This window comes from Thalassospira sp. UBA848, assembly GCF_002295455.1.
Taxonomy (GTDB): domain Bacteria; phylum Pseudomonadota; class Alphaproteobacteria; order Rhodospirillales; family Thalassospiraceae; genus Thalassospira.
Window position 1 is genome coordinate 1 of sequence record NZ_DBGS01000113.1, and the last position, 16010, is coordinate 16010.

The window sequence follows — 16010 nt, forward strand, 5'->3', positions numbered from 1 at the left end:
TTATGCTGCGCAAATTACACTTGGTCTGGACCGTATCGAGGATGCGCTTAAACGTCTGCGTAAACTGGCACAGGGCGGTACGGCACTTGGCACCGGGTTAAATGCGCCGGACGGCTTTGATGTCGAGTTCGCCAAACAGGTTTCCGCGATTACCGGGCTTGAGTTTCAAACAGCCGAAAACAAGTTCGAAGCACTGGCGGCCCATGATGCCTGCGTTGAAATGTCGGGTGTTATGAATGTGCTGGCGACGTCCCTGATGAAGATCGGTAACGATATTCGTTTGCTTGGATCCGGGCCGCGTTGTGGTCTGGGTGAACTTGTCCTGCCCGCCAACGAGCCGGGATCATCGATCATGCCGGGCAAGGTCAACCCGACCCAGGCAGAGGCATTGACCATGGTTTGCGCACAGGTGATGGGCAATCATGTTGCGGTCACGGTGGGTGGATCAAACGGGCATCTGGACCTTAATGTGTTCAAGCCGGTGATCATTTATAACCTGCTGCAATCGGTGCGCCTGATTGCCGACGCGTCGGTCAGCTTTGCCGATAACTGCATTGCCGGGCTTGAGGCCGATCAGGAAAAGATCGACCAGTATGTCGAACAAAGCCTGATGCTGGTGACGGCACTGGCACCGCATATTGGCTATGACAATGCAGCGGCCGTGGCCAAAAAGGCGCACAAGGAACGCAGCAGCCTTAAGGAAGCCTGCACGGCATTGGGGTTCCTTGATGCGGATCGTTTTGACGAACTGGTGCAGGCGCGCGATATGATCTGATCGTTTGATGTTTCTTGCGCAAGGGGCCGGGTACGTAAACTGTATCCGGCCCTTTTGCGTTACCGCCCGTAGGCTGCGTTTAGCATGGCTGGCACGATGCGGTTGTGAAACGGCATCACAGCGGCAAGATAGGCCCGGCCCAAGGCATTATTGCGCCGAACAAGTGTGATACTGCGCACCAGCGTGCGATGGGCGTCAATTGCCTCTGTCTCAAACACAATGCGGAAATTCAGATGGTGGTCATCAAGACCAAGTATGACCGACTGTTCGGTTTCGCTGGTGATCGGGAAGGGGCCGATGGTACCAGCCCCGGTGTCGGCCAGATCAGCGTCAGTCTTAAGGCCAAAGGGCTTTACCAGAAGGTTCCGAAGCGCCAGCAGGCGATGATACCATCGGGGGGCTGAATTGATCACATGCCGCGCGGCTTGTTTCGCCGATAAGTCGGGTTGGTCGACAGTAATGACAAATGAATCCCCCCAATCGGCATCGGGCAGTCCCGGATGAGGTAGTTTGACAGCAGATCCGGTCGCACGCTTTGACATTCTTTTGATTTCCGCATTGTGGAATTCACGCGGACATTAGTGCGAAATTGGTCGAATGCAATGATCAATATCATTGCGGGTGCTGTTTGAATCATGCATATCCAGTCCATGTTCACGCGCAAACGCCATAATCGCCGGGTAGGCGGCCTGTCGCTGCGCCGTGTCGTTCAGACATGGCTGATGGCGTTGGTTGTTTTGTTTGCTGGCGTGACCCAATCCGGTCTTGTCCCGGCACTCCTAAGCGGGCAGGCAAGTGGCATATCCACCGCATCGGCATCCGAAATCGCACCGGGTGGTGATTATCTTCTGATTTGTACGCCTGCGGGCATCGAACTGGTTTCGGTTGATGCGCTTGTCGGTGTTGTAACCTCCGAGGCATCCGGTCAATCCGACGAAATGCCCGCCCATGCGTTTTGTCCGCTTTGTGCAAATCATCACGGGGCAATGGCGGCCATTGAACTGCCTGATGTGGCACCGGTTCCCGTTACCCATCATGTAAGCTACGCCGAGGCGACTGTTTTGGCGGCGGGAAACGATGTTCCGCGTATTCGGCATTCCCGGGCGCCGCCCATTTCCATCTGATTTCAAAGACCAATCAAGACACGATTACTGAAATCGCAGACCTGCGGATGCAGGCTGCCTGAAGGATGGACTATCATGAAAAAGCTTTTTGCAGTTGTTGCGACCGTTGCGTCGCTGTTTATCGTCACCAACGCCTTTGCTGCTGATATCGAAGTCAAGGACGCGTGGGCCAAGGCATCCAAGGGCATGGTGCGCAATGGCGCGGCCTTCTTTGATGTTGTGAATAGCGGTGCCGCTGATCGCCTTGTTGGTGTGCGCAGTGATCTTGCCGACCGTACTGAACTTCACAGCCACATCATGGAAAACAATGTGATGAAGATGCGCCAAGTGCAGGGTGGTGTTGAAGTGCCGATGCATGGTTCGGTGCATTTCAAACCGGGCAGCTATCACGTCATGTTCATCGGCCTGAATGAGGCGCTTGAAGAAGGCCAGAAGGTCGACATTACACTGGAATTTGAAAAGGCTGGCGACGTGCCGGTGACCATTGATGTGCTTAACACAATGTCCATGGGGCCGAAAAGTAGGGCTGGCACGGGGCATGGCCATGGCAGCATGAAAATGAACAGCAACTAAGACTTGCTGTTTTGGGATATCCAAAGGGGGATGGTTTGCGCCGTCCCCCTTTTTTCGTCATGATGGGTAAAACAATCCGGTCGGTTACAGGGAGCCCATCATGTCAGACGACATCACCATCGACGATTTGATCGCCAAGCTTGACCTGCAACCACACCCCGAGGGGGGCTATTACGCGGAAACATTTCGCGCGTTTGAAACCTGTAACCCCGGCAACCGGTATCTTGGCGTGCGCAGCACGGGGACCGCGATCTATTATCTTCTGACCCCGGATACCTTTTCGGGGATGCATATCCTGACCAGTGACGAGATTTTCCATCACTATATCGGCGATGCGGTCGAACAGCTCCAACTGTTCGAAGACGGCACCCACAAGCATGTCGAGATTGGCAAGGATCTGATGGCCGGGCAGAAACCGCAAATGGTGGTGGCGAAAAATGTCTGGCAGGGCGCGCGCCTCAAACCTGGTGGCAAGTTTGCGCTTCTGGGCTGTACCGTTGCGCCGGGCTTTGATTTTGCCGATTTCTCCATGGGTAAACGTGCGGCATTGACGGCAAAGTGGCCGGCAGCATCCGAGATGATTACGGCATTGACGCGTGATTGATTTTCGGGCGATATCGTTGTGACACCAACCGAGAGTTGGCATTGCCAATTCTTGTGCCACCACGAAATACAGGATTAGCCCCATGCAGTTCGATACCTGGCTTCTGTTTGCCGGGGCGGCAATCGCATTGGCGATGGCGCCCGGCCCCAATAACCTTCTCGCGATCTTTAATGGTGCGCGTTATGGCGTGTCGTCTGCGGCAGTGGGCGGTATTGGCCGTATCGTGGCGTTTATCCTGATGATTTCAGTCACGGCTGCCGGGCTTGGTGTTGTCCTTGCTGCCAGCGAAACGGCCTTTTTCGTGATCAAATGGGGCGGGGCGGTTTATCTGGTCTGGCTTGGCATCAAAAGCTGGTTTGCCAAAGTCAATGAGGATGGGGATAGCACCGGTCAGATGGCCCTTATGGAAAATCCGGGCCCATTCAAGCTTGCCAAGACCGAATTCCTGACCGCGATTGGTAATCCCAAGGCGATCCTGATCTTTACAGCCTTCTTCCCGCAATTCCTTGATCCGGCGGTGGCATATGGGCCGCAATTCACCGTCATGGGCGTGACATTCATTGCCATGGAAACCAGCGTTCTGCTGGCCTATGGACTGTTGGGCGGGCAGGTCAAGGGACTTATCAAGTCAGCCCGCCATATGCGTGTGCTTAACCGTGTTTCGGGCACGCTTCTGGTCGGGGCAGGTGTTTTGCTTGCACTCACCGACCGGTCACGTACGACGGCCTAATTCAGGCAAGATATCCTCAGAAATGCGCAGGGGCGCAGCTTTGTTAAAAGCGCGCCCCCTTGCTCCCTTGTCTACCTGGATAGCTGTTAGGCTTTCCGGGCGATCGCCTGTTGTCAGGCGATTTCTTCGACCCGATGGCACGCCACTTCGCGGCCCTCGAAATTGCGCAGTTCCGGGCGAACTTTCGCGCATTCCTCGGTCGCGAACGGGCAGCGTTTATGGAACGCACAGCCCGATGGCGGGTTGATCGGTGATGGCAGCTCGCCGGTCAGCGGTTCTGTCTTCACACGTTGTGTCGGATCGATCTTTGGTGCCGACGCCAGAAGCGCCCGTGTATAGGGGTGCAGCGGCTTGGCGAAGATCTCTTCGGTTGGTCCTTTTTCAGCGACGCGACCGAGATACATCACCATGACGTCATCTGCAATATGTCTGACGACAGAAAGATCATGCGAGATGAAAACATAAGCAACATTCATCTCTTCTTGCAGGTCCATCATCAGGTTCAGAACCTGTGCCTGCACCGACACATCAAGGGCCGAGACCGGCTCGTCCGCGACGATGACTTTCGGTTCAAGGATCAGGGCCCGGGCAATCGCGATACGCTGACGCTGACCACCGGAAAACATATGCGGATAACGCTGATAGAATTCCGGACGCAGCCCAACCTTTGCCATGGTGGCGCGCACGCGTTCTTCACGCTCCTTGCGGCCAAGACTATCCATGTTCAAAAGAACCGGCTCTGCCAGGATCTGCCCGACCTTCTTGCGCGGGTTCAGTGACCCGTAAGGGTTCTGGAAGATCATCTGAACCGTGCGGCGGAACTGCTTTGCTTCCTTGTCGGTCAGATCGCCAACTTCGGTGCCATTGAGTTTAAGCGCGCCCGATGTCGGCTTTTCAATCAGGGTCAGCTGACGGCCAAGGGTCGATTTACCACAACCTGACTCACCAACAACCGCAAGGGTCTTTTGCGTTTCAAGCGCAAAGGAAACGCCATCAAGCGCCTTGACGGTCGCACCGGGTTTGCCAATGCCACGGTTAACATCGTAGTGACGGACAAGATCATCGGATTCCAGAAGCGGAACACCGGGTTTGGCATCCAGAAAACTCATTACACAGTCTCCCCGGTGGCCATGCCGGTCGGCTGGCCCTGATCATTGAGCGGATAGAAGCAGCGCACATCACGGCCGTTGAAGTCGGAAACTTCCGGGCGCGCTTTCACACAGTTTTCATTGGCATAACGGCAACGCGGTGCCAGCAGGCAGCCCGCCGGGCGGTCATACTGACCGGGAACCACGCCTGGGATGGTCCGAAGACGGTCATGGCCTTCGGAACGTTCCGGCAGTGCTTCGAGCAATGCCTGCGTGTAAGGATGGCGAGGTGCGGCAAAGATGCTGTCGGCCGGGCCACTTTCAAACAGCTGACCGGCATACATGACCTGAATGCGATTGGCTGCCTCGGACACCAGTGCCAGATCATGGGTGATCAGCAAAAGACCCATGTCGCTGTCTTCCTGCAATTTCAAAAGCAGGTCGATGATCTGGGCCTGAATGGTGACATCAAGGGCCGTGGTCGGTTCATCGGCAATCAGAAGGCGCGGGTTGCATGCAATCGCCATGGCAATGACGATACGCTGGCTCATGCCACCAGAAAGCTGATGCGGATAGGCGGTCATGCGCGATTTCGGATCGGGAATGCCCACCTGATTAAGCAGATCAAGCGTGCGTTCACGGCGCTGCTTTTTGTTGCCGCCCTCATGGACCTTAAGGGCCTCCATGATCTGGGCTTCAACCGTGAAGCACGGATTGAGGGCCGACATCGGATCCTGAAAGATCATGGCAATGTCTTTGCCGGTGATCTGACGGCGACGTTTTGCGGGCATGGTCAGAAGATCCTGACCATCAAAGGTCAGGGCATCCGCGGTCACGCGACCGGGAAAGTCGATCAGGCCCATGACGGCAAGTGACGAGACCGACTTTCCCGAGCCTGATTCACCGACGATGCCAAGGACCTCGCCGCGATCAACGGAATAGCTTACGGAATCAACAGCACGAAACGGCTTGTCTTCGGAGCCGAACTCGACTGTCAGGTTTTTTACTTCGAGAAGAGCCATGACTTACCGTTTCATCTTGGGATCAAGGGCATCGCGCAGGCCGTCACCCATCAGGTTGAAGGCAAGCACGGTGACAAGGATGCAAAGGCCGGGGAAGGTGATTACCCACCAAGCGGAGCCCACAAATTCACGGGCTTCGGACAGCATGGTGCCCCATTCCGGCAGCGGCGGCTGCGCACCAAGGCCAAGGAAGCCAAGGGCGGCAGCATCAAGGATCGCACTTGAAATACCAAGCGTGCCCTGAACGATCAGCGGTGCCATGCAGTTCGGCAGGATATTGACGAACATCTGGCGGACATGACCGGCACCGGCAATCTGCGATGCGATGACATATTCCTTGTTGAGCTCGGATACGACAGAGGCACGGGTCAGGCGCACATAATGCGGCAACTGCACGATCGCGATGGCCAGCATGGCATTTTCAAGGCCCGGGCCGAGGATGGCAACAATCGCCAGTGCCATGATCAGGCTGGGCAGGGACAGCATGATATCCATCAGACGCATGACTGCGACTTCGATCCAGCCGCGGAAGTAACCCGCAACCATTCCAAGCACGATGCCGGCAATCATCGACAGGATGACAACTGCCACACCAATCGAAACCGACAACTGCGCGCCATGGATCAGGCGCGACAGGATGTCACGTCCAACCGCATCGGTGCCAAGGATGTAACGCGGATCAGCACCTTCCATCCAGATCGGCGGTTTGAGGAACGCGGTACGGTCTTGGGCGATTGGGTCGAATGGCGCGATCCAGTGTGCCGTCAAAGCAAGGAACAGAATGAAGCCAATGACGATCAGGCCTGTGAAAGCACCACGGTTGGTTTTAAAATATGCCCAGGTCTCACGCAGCGGGCTTGGCGGTGCGCCAACGGGCTCAACAACTTCTTGGGCAACGTTAGATGCCGGGGCTGCGGACGGGGTTGTGTTCTCGGTCATGTTTCGCAGCTCCCCTTAACGCTTGTGCCGGATACGGGGATTAACAACCCCGTAAAGAAGATCAACGATCAGGTTCATTGTCATCACAACGAAGGCAATCATCAGAATTCCACCCTGAATGGTTGGGTAGTCTCGACGGTTCATTGCCTCGATGATCCATTTGCCAATACCCGGCCAGGAGAAAATCGTTTCGGTCAGGATCGCGCCGCCCAAAAGAACACCGACCTGAAGGCCAATGACCGTAATCACAGGGATCAGCGCATTGCGCAAGGCGTGAACCATGATGACGCGGAAAGGTGCCAAACCCTTGGCCCGGGCAACACGGATATATTCCTCGCCCAGGACTTCAAGCATGGAGGAACGCGTCATACGTGCGATCACCGCCATCGGGATTGTGCCCAAGGCAATGGTTGGCAGTATCAGGTGACTGACTGAGCTGGAAAAAGCGCCTTTTTCGCCACTCAGAAGGCTGTCGATCAGCATGAAACCGGTGACCGGTTCAAAGAAGTACATGACGGACAGACGCCCGGAAACCGGCGTCCAGCCCAGGGTGGTCGAAAAGAACATGATCAGAAGCAGGGCCCACCAGAAAATCGGCATCGAATAGCCCGTAAGGGAAATCGACATCGTCAGGTGGTCAATCCATTTGCCACGGTTGATCGCGGCAAGGACGCCGAGCGGCACACCAATGAACACCGCAAACAGGATGCCCATCAGGGCCAGTTCGACTGTTGCGGGGAACAGGGTCAGGAATTCGTCGATAACAGGCTTTTTGGTGACAAAGGACTTGCCAAGATCGCCCTGGAATACGCCCACCAAATAATCGAAATACTGGACAATAATCGGCTGGTCAAAGCCGTATTGTGCCTGAAGTTCTGCGTATCGTTCCGCATCAACGCCACGTTCGCCGGCCAACATCAAAATTGGATCGCCGGGAATAAGGCGGATCAGGAAAAATACCAGAAGGGTGACACCGAAGAAGGTCGGGATGATGTCCCCCAAACGGCGAAACAGGAATCCTAGCATGCCATCGGGCCTTTTTATCTCCGGGCGGTTTGTCCGTCCGGATGTCTCTCTCTTTTACGAAATTGCAAAGAGGCCCGGAAATCCGGGCCTCTCTGACTAAATTTTGGTGCGCTTACTCAGCGAGATCCACACCATAGAAGATGTGACCACCGAACGGATCGATTTTGTAGTCAACAACTTCGTTGCGGACCGGCTCGAAAACGATCGAGTGTGCGATGGTTGCCCACGGTGCTTCACGTTTGAAGACAACCTGAGCTTCTTCGTACAGACGGGTACGCTCGAGAACGTCCGAAGTGGTTTTTGCCTGCTGAATCAGGTTGTCGAACTCTTCGTTGCACCACTGTGCACGGTTCGAACCACCAACTGCGTCACAACCCAGAAGGACTGCGAGGAAGTTGTCGGGGTCGCCGTTGTCACCGGTCCAACCGAGCATGAAGGTACCCTGTTCACCTTTTTTGGTGCGCTCAAGGTATTCGCCCCACTCGTAGGAAACGATTTCGGCATTCACACCAATTGCAGCCCAGTCAGCCTGAACGAGTTCAGCCATACGGCGTGCGTTCGGGTTGTAAGGACGCTGAACCGGCATGGCCCAGATATCGGTGGTGAAGCCGTCCGGATAACCAGCTTCTGCCAGCATGGCTTTGGCTGCTTCCGGATCATACGGATCATCAACGGTGTCGTTGTTATAAGACCAGATGGTCGGCGGGATCGGGTTTTTCGCCGCAGAACCGGCACCCTGATAAACACCTTCGATGATGGCGTCTTTGTTGATCGCCATGTTCAGTGCTTTACGAACCTTCGGATCGGTGAACGGTTCTTTTGCGGTGTTGTAACCGAGGTAACCAACGTTCAGACCTTCCTGGCTCAGCAGGTTGATGTCAGCGTCTGCATCCATTGCTTCCAGATCAGCCGGGTTCGGGTACGGCATGACATGGCATTCGCCAGCCTGAAGCTTCTGGTAACGAACAGTGCTGTCCGGGGTGATGGCGAAGATCAGGTTATCGATGGCTGCCGGGCCTTCCCAGTATTCCGGGAATGCCTTGTAACGGATAACCGCATCTTTCTGATAGGTAACCAGCTGGAACGGACCGGTGCCGACCGGGTTCAGGTCAACGGCTTCCGGGGTGCCTGCTTCCATCATGACGTCAGCGTATTCAGCCGACAGAACCGATGCGAAGTCCATAGCCATGTTGGCAATGAACGGAGCTTCCGGACGATTGAGGACGAATTTCACAGTGTAGTCGTCAACCTTGACGATGTCCTTGATCAGGTCCGGCATCGACATGGCGTTGAAGTACTCGTAAGAGCCGCCGGAAACACCATGATACGGGTGTTCCTTGTCGAACTGACGCATGAAGGTGAAGATTACGTCGTCAGCGTTGAATTCACGGGTCGGGGTGAATTCATCGGTGCTGTGGAACTTGACGCCTTTACGAAGGTTAAAGGTGTATTCCAGACCATCGGCCGAAACATCCCAGCTGGTCGCAAGACCCGGAACGATGGTGGTGGTGCCGCGCTTGAACTGTACCAGGCGGTTAAAGACCTGACGCGAAGACGCATCAAAGGTCGTGCCTGAGGTGTAGAGCGACGGGTTGAACCCTTCCGGGCTACCTTCCGAGCAATATACCAGGGTTTTTGCCGAAGCGGCGGTCGGAGCAGCAAGTGCGGTGGCTGCTAGCAGGCCTGCACCAAGTGCCACTTTGACGAAATTCGCTTTCATTAAATGCCTCCCTCAAGGCTGGTCCGAACAAATTAATGCTGTCTGCGTGACATTGATCCGGTCACGTTTGACAATGCTTCTTGCAACGGACGAGGTTTACCCGATCCAACAGATGTGAATGTTGGCAATCGACGATGGAAAGTAATCAGGGTTTCTACGTATCGTCAACGGTTCCTGCGGGATTTTACGTAGTTCGAGGTCAGGCTTGAATGATGAATTTAAGTCAAGTGTTTGTTATTTTTATGAAATTCACTGTTCAAATTTGTCGGGGCAGCAGTGCATTTTTTTCAAGGCTCGGCGGGTGAAATCTGTAAATCACGTGTTTGAAATGTGCTTTTAAACGATTCATATCTTATTGAATCATAATGATTCGTTTGATTTCACCCGGCGCTTTAGCGTGGATTTCTACTCTAAGGTGGTCTTGAGTTCGGTGATTTGCACGATATCCGTGTTCCAGGCCGCAACAAATCGATAAACATCCGCGCCAAGTGATGGCCAGCCATGGAACATCAGGCCAGCATTGCGCAGCTTGTCGGCCAATTCCGGGGACATTTTGACAAACAGCTCGTTGCCCTCTGCCGGATGGGCAAGTTCCCCACCTTGTGATTTAAGTACCTCGGCAAGGGTTTGTGCCGCTTCATTTGCGTGGCGGGCATTCTTGAGCCAGACATCGTCCTTGATATAGGCCAGAAGCTGTGTCGCCAGATAGCGATGCTTGGAATGCAAGTGACCGCTGCGCTTGCGGGCCTGCTCGACCCGAGACTTCAGGCTGCTATCAAACAGCACAATTGCATCGACGGCCATCGCACCGTTCTTGGTCGCGCCAAAGCTGATGGCATCGACACCAGCCTTCCAGGTCACATCGGCCGGATGACACTTCAGATGGGCCATCGCATTGGCAAAGCGCGCGCCATCCATGAACAGGCGCAGGTCATGCTTGCGGCAGACCTCGCCAACCGCCTTGACCTCGTCAATGCTGTATACCGCACCAAGTTCGGTGGCCTGCGTAATTGCCACGCATTCCGGTGATACCGAATGCACGCCGCGATCAACCCGGTCTGCGATAAAGGCATCAAGGTCGCTTGCATCCAGCTTGGCGGCCGGGCCATCCATCGGCAAAAGTTTTGCGCCGCCCGTGAAAAAGGCAACGCCAGTGCTTTCATCTTCATTTATGTGGGCTTCGGGATGGCAAACCACGCCACCATATGGCGACACAAGTGCAGACAGGCTAATGCAATTTGCCGCGGTACCCGTTGCCACCGGGATCACGGCAACCTCTTTGCCAAACAGTTCTGAGAAAGCCGCGTCAAGTTTCTGGCTGATCTCATCGCCCCCATAGGCCGGGGCATTGGCAGAAGCCTCTTTTGTCAGGGCTTCGAGAACTTCCGGGCAAAAGGGCGATACGTTGTCCGAGGCAAAATTCATCTTGTATCTCGTGCTTGTGGGTGGCGTCAGGGGTGGTGGTATCACACGCAACGGGGCGATATGACAAGCGCGTGCTATTGATCAATGGTTTCCGGCAAGGCCCTGATCATCTCGATCGGGCTGTTCCATGCACAGACAAAACGATAGGCATCCGGACCAAGCGACGGCCACGGGCGGAAGACAATACCCGCCGCGCGGAGCTTCTCGGCCAGGGCATTGGTCATGTGGATAAACAACTCGTTACCCTGGGGAACAAAGGCGGGCTTTGCCCCCATGGCTGAAAGCGATTTGGCGAGTGCCTGTGCGGCCGCGTTGGCATGGCGGGCATTGCGAAGCCACAGGTCATCTTCGAGATAAGCCAGAAGCTGTGCGGCAAGATAGCGGTGCTTGGAAAACAGATGACCACCACGCTTGCGGTTCTGTTCTGTTTTACGTCGAAGTTCCTGATCAAACAGTATGATCGCATCAACAGCCAATGCACCGTTTTTGGTTGCCCCGAAACTCAAGACGTCAACACCGGCTTTCCAGGTGATCTCGGAAGGATGGCAATCAAGAGCTGCAGCCGCATTGGCAAAGCGCGCCCCATCCATGAAAAGCCGCATATCGTGTTTTTGGCAAACCGACCCAATCGCCTGAATTTCGTCGACGCTGTATATGGTTCCGAACTCGGTACTTTGCGTGATCGCAACACATTCGGGGTCCACGGAATGCATGCCGTTTGAAACATGTTTGTTCAAATAGGCATCAAGCGCGTCGGATTCTATCTTTGCCGATGGCCCATCCATGCCAAGTAGTTTCGCCCCGCCGCCATAGAACGCTACACCTGTGGATTCCGTGACATTAATATGGGCGTGGTGATGACAAACCACGCCACCAAACGGGGACACCAGCCCCGAAAGCCCGATCACATTTGCTGCGGTTCCGGTTGCGACCGGCACAACACAAACATCTATGCCAAACAGTGTTGAAAACGCTTCGTCAAGCTGGCGGCTTTTGTCATCAGCCCCGTAGGGCAGGGCATTGGCATCGCTTTCGGCGGCAATGGCGGCAAGGATTTCCGGACAGATTGGTGTGATGTTGTCAGACGAAAAGTTCATTGGGGCCTCAATGGGATCGGGCAAAAAGCGCTTTGTCACTTGGTGGTTGGCCAAGATTGTTTGGATTTTGCCGTCTTGGCAAGTCGGCTATTTGCTGGTGGCGATGAATACACCATCCCAATCGGTCGGTGGCGGCGTTGTGCGGAACAGTGCAATCCGTTCAGCATAGAGATCATAAAGACCATCAAGTGATGCAAACTCATGCGCGGTGTCGCGGCACTGTGCAATCAGTCCCTTGGCATCTTCCCAGCGCTGACTTCGATAGGCTTCGATCATTGCAGCGTGCAAATTCGCGAAGGTTCTGAATTGCGTGGTTGACGCCATGCCGGCGTCGCCAAGAAGGGCATAAATATGGACGGCTTCGCTTTTGCCTTTGACTGCGATCAGGTCGAGTTCGATGATCGCAAAGTCGTCGCCAACCCGTTTGGCGACATCTTCGCCCAAGACAACATCGACGCCGTAATTTTTTGACTGTCCTTCAAGGCGGGATGCAAGGTTAACCGCATCACCCAGCACGGAATAGTCAAAGCGCTGATCGGACCCCATATTGCCGACAAGGCACTCGCCGCAATTAATCCCGATGCCGACATTAAGTGGCAGGAAGGTTTCATTGGCTTGGGTCGCTTCCTGTTCCCGGTTGGTGTTGAGCTCCTTAAGTGCGCTTCGCATCGCAAGGGCGCTGTCACAGGCATTATGTGTGTGGTTTTCTACATCCAGTGGCGCATTCCAAAAGGCCATGATGCAGTCACCCATATATTTATCAATCGTGCCTTCACGATTAAGGATGCATCCAGTCAGCGGGGTCAGAAGCCGGTTGATCAGACGGGTCAGGCCCTGCGGATTGGCTTTGAAACCCTCCGAGATTGCTGTAAATCCCCTGACATCACAGAACATCAACGTCATGTCACGGGTTTCCCCGCCCAATTTCAGACGTTCGGGATGTTCGGCCAGTTGTGCCACCAGTGCCGGTGACAGATAGTTGGCAAAGGCAGCCCGCACCTGACGGCGTTCGCCCTCTGTGCGCATGAAACCAAGCGAACTGGTGGCAAGATACACAGCTGCTAACCCGACAATCGGATAAAGCGGATCAATCAGGACAAGTTCCTGTGTATAGGCCCACCAGGAAATACCAACCGCGCTTCCGCCTATCGCAAGGCCGATGACTGCGGGCCAAACAGCGCCCAGGCGCGGAACGCCCACAATAAAGAACATCCCGACAATCAGAAGAACGAGCATTTCGACCTCTGCCAACCAATAAGGACGGGTCAGGAAGTGTTCAAGCAGCATCTGTTCAAGCATTTCAGCGTGGATTTCGACGCCCGGGATGACCCGGTCAAGCGGGGTGGAGCGCAGATCAAGCAACCCTGCAGCACTTGTTCCCAGCAAAACCATCTTGTTCTGCAGGGTCTCTGGCCCAACTGCGCCGTCAAGAATATCAGTCGCTGACAGATATCGGTCTTTCTGATGTCCGGTAAAATGCACCCACATATACCCGGCGTGATCCGTCGGGATGGTCAGGGCACCGACCCTTACTGATGCGATGCCTTCGGAGTTGGTCCAGCGCGTGCTGCCGCTTGCGCCGGACATGCGCACCAGCATGGTCTTCGGGGCGTTCTGCAATACGCGCAGCATCTCAAGGCTGAGTGTCGGATAGACCGGCTTGCCAATCCCGGGCTGATCATGATCGATCGCTGCCATCAATGGTACGCGCCGTACAATCCCGTCTTGCCCCGGCGATACGTTGACCAATGCGTTGCCGGTCGCTGCCGCTTCGATGATTTCAAGGTTCCTTGCGGCAGTTGGCAAGACCGGAACAAAGTCCGAAAGTTTGCGGCCTGCTTCACCGGCGGCACTGAAATTCCCGACCTGGCGGGGCAGGGTGTCAAGATCACCGTTGCGAAGCTGAACAGCAGTGACGACGTTGCCGGTGCCGTTAATGAATTGGGCAAACAGTTGATCGTGATCGGGCAAGGCCTTTGCCATTTCCGCGATGCGATCACGTTCGGGACTTTGCGGCCAGTCATCGATCACCCGTGATGGCGATGTGCGATCTGGCTCGGCAAAAACCATATCAAAGCCGACAACACTCGCCCCACTGGCGCGCAGACGATACAGCAATTCCGAAAGCTTGGTACGCGGCCATGGCCATTGGCCTTCTTCTTGTAAGCTGCGCTCATCGATATCAACAATACGGACCCCGGCATCTTCGTAAGTGCGCGGTGCAATTTGTTGGTAAAAGTCGAAAACAGTTAAACGTAACTGATCAATTACCGGCACATTTTGCCATCGGATAAAGATGCAGGTGATCAGTATGATCAAAGGAATCAGATAGTGCTGAAAACGCAGCACGCTGTTTTTAGTCATGAGCATTTTTCAATAACTGCCCAGACAAAGTTAATTGAGCGTTGCTGAACCAGATGCACCAGCACTTACTGCCGTCGTTGTTAGTTTAAAATCAACGTTTGAGGCATCAGTGAAAGTTGCCGTGGCATTGCATCCTCCGTTGGTGCAGTTCGTGTCTGGAGTAAAGTCACTGCCAGAGAACTTAACTTCGCCGCTCAAACCAGAAAAATCGACAGTGTTTGTTTTCATTTCCCCTTGAGCGACAGAAGTGAGTGACGCGCTGCCGTCTTCAACGTTTTGGAATGTCACAGATAACTGTCTGGTCGCAAAATTTACCGAAGTGATAAAATTGTAGGACAAACTACCGCTGTTAACTGCGACTGTGCCTGTTGTCGTAGTGCCACTGGTTACCTCACGAAGGCCGTCATAGGTAAATGCGTCCGACGAATTTGATGACGTGCTTTGCGTATTGTTGTTCAGGATCACCGTGGTTTCAGTGACGTTTGTGGCGCTGTTGACCGTCCCCATTTGTGCCATGGCAACGTTGATAGCCTGTGCGCCCGACGCGCCGGTTTGAGTCTGGGCCTGTCCGCTTTGCTGTTGGCTTAAAACTGTTTGCTGGCTACCAGACGATCCCGATGATGAAGCGTTGCTGCTTCCCGTAGCGGAACCATCGCCATCGCGTGATGCTGTGCGTATGACATTCGTTGAAAAGTCAAACGTCGCCGCGCTGGTCGGGAAACGTGTGGGCGTAGTGACGTTGCTGTCTGAGACAAAGACACCAAAGTTCTCGCCGGTTACATTTTGCGAACCACCACTCTGATCAAAGGCGGCAAAGGCGCCCGGGCGCGATGTTGTGTCATTGCGCGACAGCCCCGGTCCCTGATTGACCGCCATGAAGACCAACTGGTTTGCGGTATTTGCGTCCGTGGTGTCAAAACTGCCCGGTACGATCTGGTTTGCCTGATCTGCGGTCATGGAGCGGATCAGTCCAATGGTGCCGCGAATACCGATTGAGCCAACCGGCAGGTTCACATCCATGCTTGATGGATTGTTAAGCGGAATTTTGCCGGTGACAAAGCGCATGACGCCCTTGGCCATATCGGCAACGATGCGCCCGTCGCCAGTAGCCGGGTCGTAGACGAACTCGTCAATCGCGACGTCGCTGTTAGGGCCAATGGTAAATACCGTTTCATCAAGCAACAACACCTGCATGCCCGCGTTGGCCGAGGTGATGATCCTATCCCCCAGATAAACCGGCATGCCACTTTCAACCAGAATACCGACTTCGCCAGTGACTTTGGAAAGTGTGATATCACCAGTCACAGCGGCTGAGACGCCGGCCATTTCGGCTTCAAGCTCTGCCTTTGCTGGTGTGGGTGCGCTTAACATGGTTGCGGTAACCAGCGGCGCACAGAGAAGCGTTGCGATGGCAAGTCGACGGATCGCAGTGGTTGGCTTCAGGGGCGAAATTTTGGCCTTTTGCATCACTAGAACTCCCAGCGGCGTGTCAGAAATACCTGTGCACGTGCGTTATGGTATTC

Annotated in this window: 15 protein-coding genes; 5 read left to right on the forward strand and 10 right to left on the reverse strand. The window is 54.7% G+C overall.

The window, feature by feature from the left end; translation table 11 throughout:
- The coding region (locus B2R48_RS15535) for a lyase family protein (protein WP_297002222.1) at nt 1–775 on the forward strand (775 nt) is incomplete at its 5' end.
- Between the two features lie 59 nt (nt 776–834).
- Here the strand turns inward: B2R48_RS15535 and B2R48_RS15540 are convergent.
- A complete protein-coding gene (locus B2R48_RS15540) occupies nt 835–1317 on the reverse strand; it encodes a DUF2867 domain-containing protein (protein ID WP_297002223.1) in 483 nt (160 codons plus the stop codon).
- Between the two features lie 93 nt (nt 1318–1410).
- Here B2R48_RS15540 and B2R48_RS15545 point away from each other — a divergent pair, with 93 nt between their 5' ends.
- The 4 genes from B2R48_RS15545 (at nt 1411) to B2R48_RS15560 (ending at nt 3806) form a co-directional block, all read left to right on the forward strand.
- Nucleotides 1411–1899, forward strand: a complete 489-nt coding sequence (locus tag B2R48_RS15545) for a DUF2946 family protein (RefSeq protein WP_297002225.1) — start codon at nt 1411–1413, stop codon at nt 1897–1899.
- Nucleotides 1900–1974: 75 nt separating this feature from the next.
- Nucleotides 1975–2472 (forward strand): copper chaperone PCu(A)C, encoded by a 498-nt coding sequence (locus B2R48_RS15550; RefSeq protein WP_297002226.1) that lies wholly within the window; start codon nt 1975–1977, stop codon nt 2470–2472.
- 100 nt (nt 2473–2572) lie between these two features.
- Nucleotides 2573–3076: a cupin domain-containing protein gene (locus tag B2R48_RS15555; protein ID WP_062953921.1), complete on the forward strand. Its 504-nt coding sequence runs from the start codon at nt 2573–2575 to the stop codon at nt 3074–3076.
- Between the two features lie 82 nt (nt 3077–3158).
- Nucleotides 3159–3806 carry a LysE family translocator gene (locus B2R48_RS15560; RefSeq protein WP_062953922.1) on the forward strand — a complete coding sequence of 216 codons (648 nt, stop codon included), beginning with the start codon at nt 3159–3161 and terminating at the stop codon, nt 3804–3806.
- Between the two features lie 113 nt (nt 3807–3919).
- Here the strand turns inward: B2R48_RS15560 and B2R48_RS15565 are convergent, their stop codons facing one another.
- From B2R48_RS15565 to B2R48_RS15605, 9 genes are all read right to left on the reverse strand, one after another.
- Nucleotides 3920–4915 (reverse strand): peptide ABC transporter ATP-binding protein, encoded by a 996-nt coding sequence (locus B2R48_RS15565; RefSeq protein WP_062953923.1) that lies wholly within the window; start codon nt 4913–4915, stop codon nt 3920–3922.
- Nucleotides 4915–5916: a dipeptide ABC transporter ATP-binding protein gene (gene dppD / locus B2R48_RS15570; protein WP_062953924.1), complete on the reverse strand. Its 1002-nt coding sequence runs from the start codon at nt 5914–5916 to the stop codon at nt 4915–4917. Before dppD ends, B2R48_RS15565 begins: the two co-directional genes overlap by 1 nt.
- Nucleotides 5917–5919: 3 nt before the next feature.
- A complete protein-coding gene (locus B2R48_RS15575) occupies nt 5920–6855 on the reverse strand; it encodes an ABC transporter permease subunit (protein ID WP_062953925.1) in 936 nt (311 codons plus the stop codon).
- 15 nt (nt 6856–6870) lie between these two features.
- Nucleotides 6871–7881 carry an ABC transporter permease subunit gene (locus B2R48_RS15580; protein ID WP_297002238.1) on the reverse strand — a complete coding sequence of 337 codons (1011 nt, stop codon included), beginning with the start codon at nt 7879–7881 and terminating at the stop codon, nt 6871–6873.
- 112 nt (nt 7882–7993) lie between these two features.
- Nucleotides 7994–9601: an ABC transporter substrate-binding protein gene (locus B2R48_RS15585; protein ID WP_062953927.1), complete on the reverse strand. Its 1608-nt coding sequence runs from the start codon at nt 9599–9601 to the stop codon at nt 7994–7996.
- A 405-nt stretch (nt 9602–10006) separates the two neighbouring features.
- Nucleotides 10007–11026: a threonine aldolase family protein gene (locus B2R48_RS15590; RefSeq protein WP_297002243.1), complete on the reverse strand. Its 1020-nt coding sequence runs from the start codon at nt 11024–11026 to the stop codon at nt 10007–10009.
- 74 nt (nt 11027–11100) lie between these two features.
- Entirely contained in the window at nt 11101–12123 is a 1023-nt protein-coding gene (locus tag B2R48_RS15595; RefSeq protein WP_297002245.1) for a threonine aldolase family protein, read from the reverse strand.
- Between the two features lie 87 nt (nt 12124–12210).
- Nucleotides 12211–14487, reverse strand: a complete 2277-nt coding sequence (locus tag B2R48_RS15600; RefSeq protein ID WP_297002250.1) for a CHASE2 domain-containing protein — start codon at nt 14485–14487, stop codon at nt 12211–12213.
- Nucleotides 14488–14517: 30 nt separating this feature from the next.
- On the reverse strand, nt 14518–15954 hold the full coding sequence (locus B2R48_RS15605; RefSeq protein WP_297002252.1) for a FecR family protein: 1437 nt from the start codon (nt 15952–15954) through the stop codon (nt 14518–14520).
- Nucleotides 15955–16010: the final 56 nt, after the last annotated feature.

Coding starts and splice junctions, on each gene's coding strand:
- B2R48_RS15560 (WP_062953922.1), top strand. CDS start 3,159: ATGCAGTTCGATACCTGGCTTCTGTTTGCCGGGGCGGCAATCGCATTG.
- dppD (WP_062953924.1), bottom strand. CDS start 5,916: ATGGCTCTTCTCGAAGTAAAAAACCTGACAGTCGAGTTCGGCTCCGAA.
- B2R48_RS15585 (WP_062953927.1), bottom strand. CDS start 9,601: ATGAAAGCGAATTTCGTCAAAGTGGCACTTGGTGCAGGCCTGCTAGCA.
- B2R48_RS15595 (WP_297002245.1), bottom strand. CDS start 12,123: ATGAACTTTTCGTCTGACAACATCACACCAATCTGTCCGGAAATCCTT.
- B2R48_RS15590 (WP_297002243.1), bottom strand. CDS start 11,026: ATGAATTTTGCCTCGGACAACGTATCGCCCTTTTGCCCGGAAGTTCTC.
- B2R48_RS15550 (WP_297002226.1), top strand. CDS start 1,975: ATGAAAAAGCTTTTTGCAGTTGTTGCGACCGTTGCGTCGCTGTTTATC.
- B2R48_RS15565 (WP_062953923.1), bottom strand. CDS start 4,915: ATGAGTTTTCTGGATGCCAAACCCGGTGTTCCGCTTCTGGAATCCGAT.
- B2R48_RS15555 (WP_062953921.1), top strand. CDS start 2,573: ATGTCAGACGACATCACCATCGACGATTTGATCGCCAAGCTTGACCTG.
- B2R48_RS15545 (WP_297002225.1), top strand. CDS start 1,411: ATGCATATCCAGTCCATGTTCACGCGCAAACGCCATAATCGCCGGGTA.
- B2R48_RS15580 (WP_297002238.1), bottom strand. CDS start 7,881: ATGCTAGGATTCCTGTTTCGCCGTTTGGGGGACATCATCCCGACCTTC.
- B2R48_RS15600 (WP_297002250.1), bottom strand. CDS start 14,487: ATGACTAAAAACAGCGTGCTGCGTTTTCAGCACTATCTGATTCCTTTG.
- B2R48_RS15540 (WP_297002223.1), bottom strand. CDS start 1,317: ATGTCAAAGCGTGCGACCGGATCTGCTGTCAAACTACCTCATCCGGGA.
- B2R48_RS15605 (WP_297002252.1), bottom strand. CDS start 15,954: ATGCAAAAGGCCAAAATTTCGCCCCTGAAGCCAACCACTGCGATCCGT.
- B2R48_RS15575 (WP_062953925.1), bottom strand. CDS start 6,855: ATGACCGAGAACACAACCCCGTCCGCAGCCCCGGCATCTAACGTTGCC.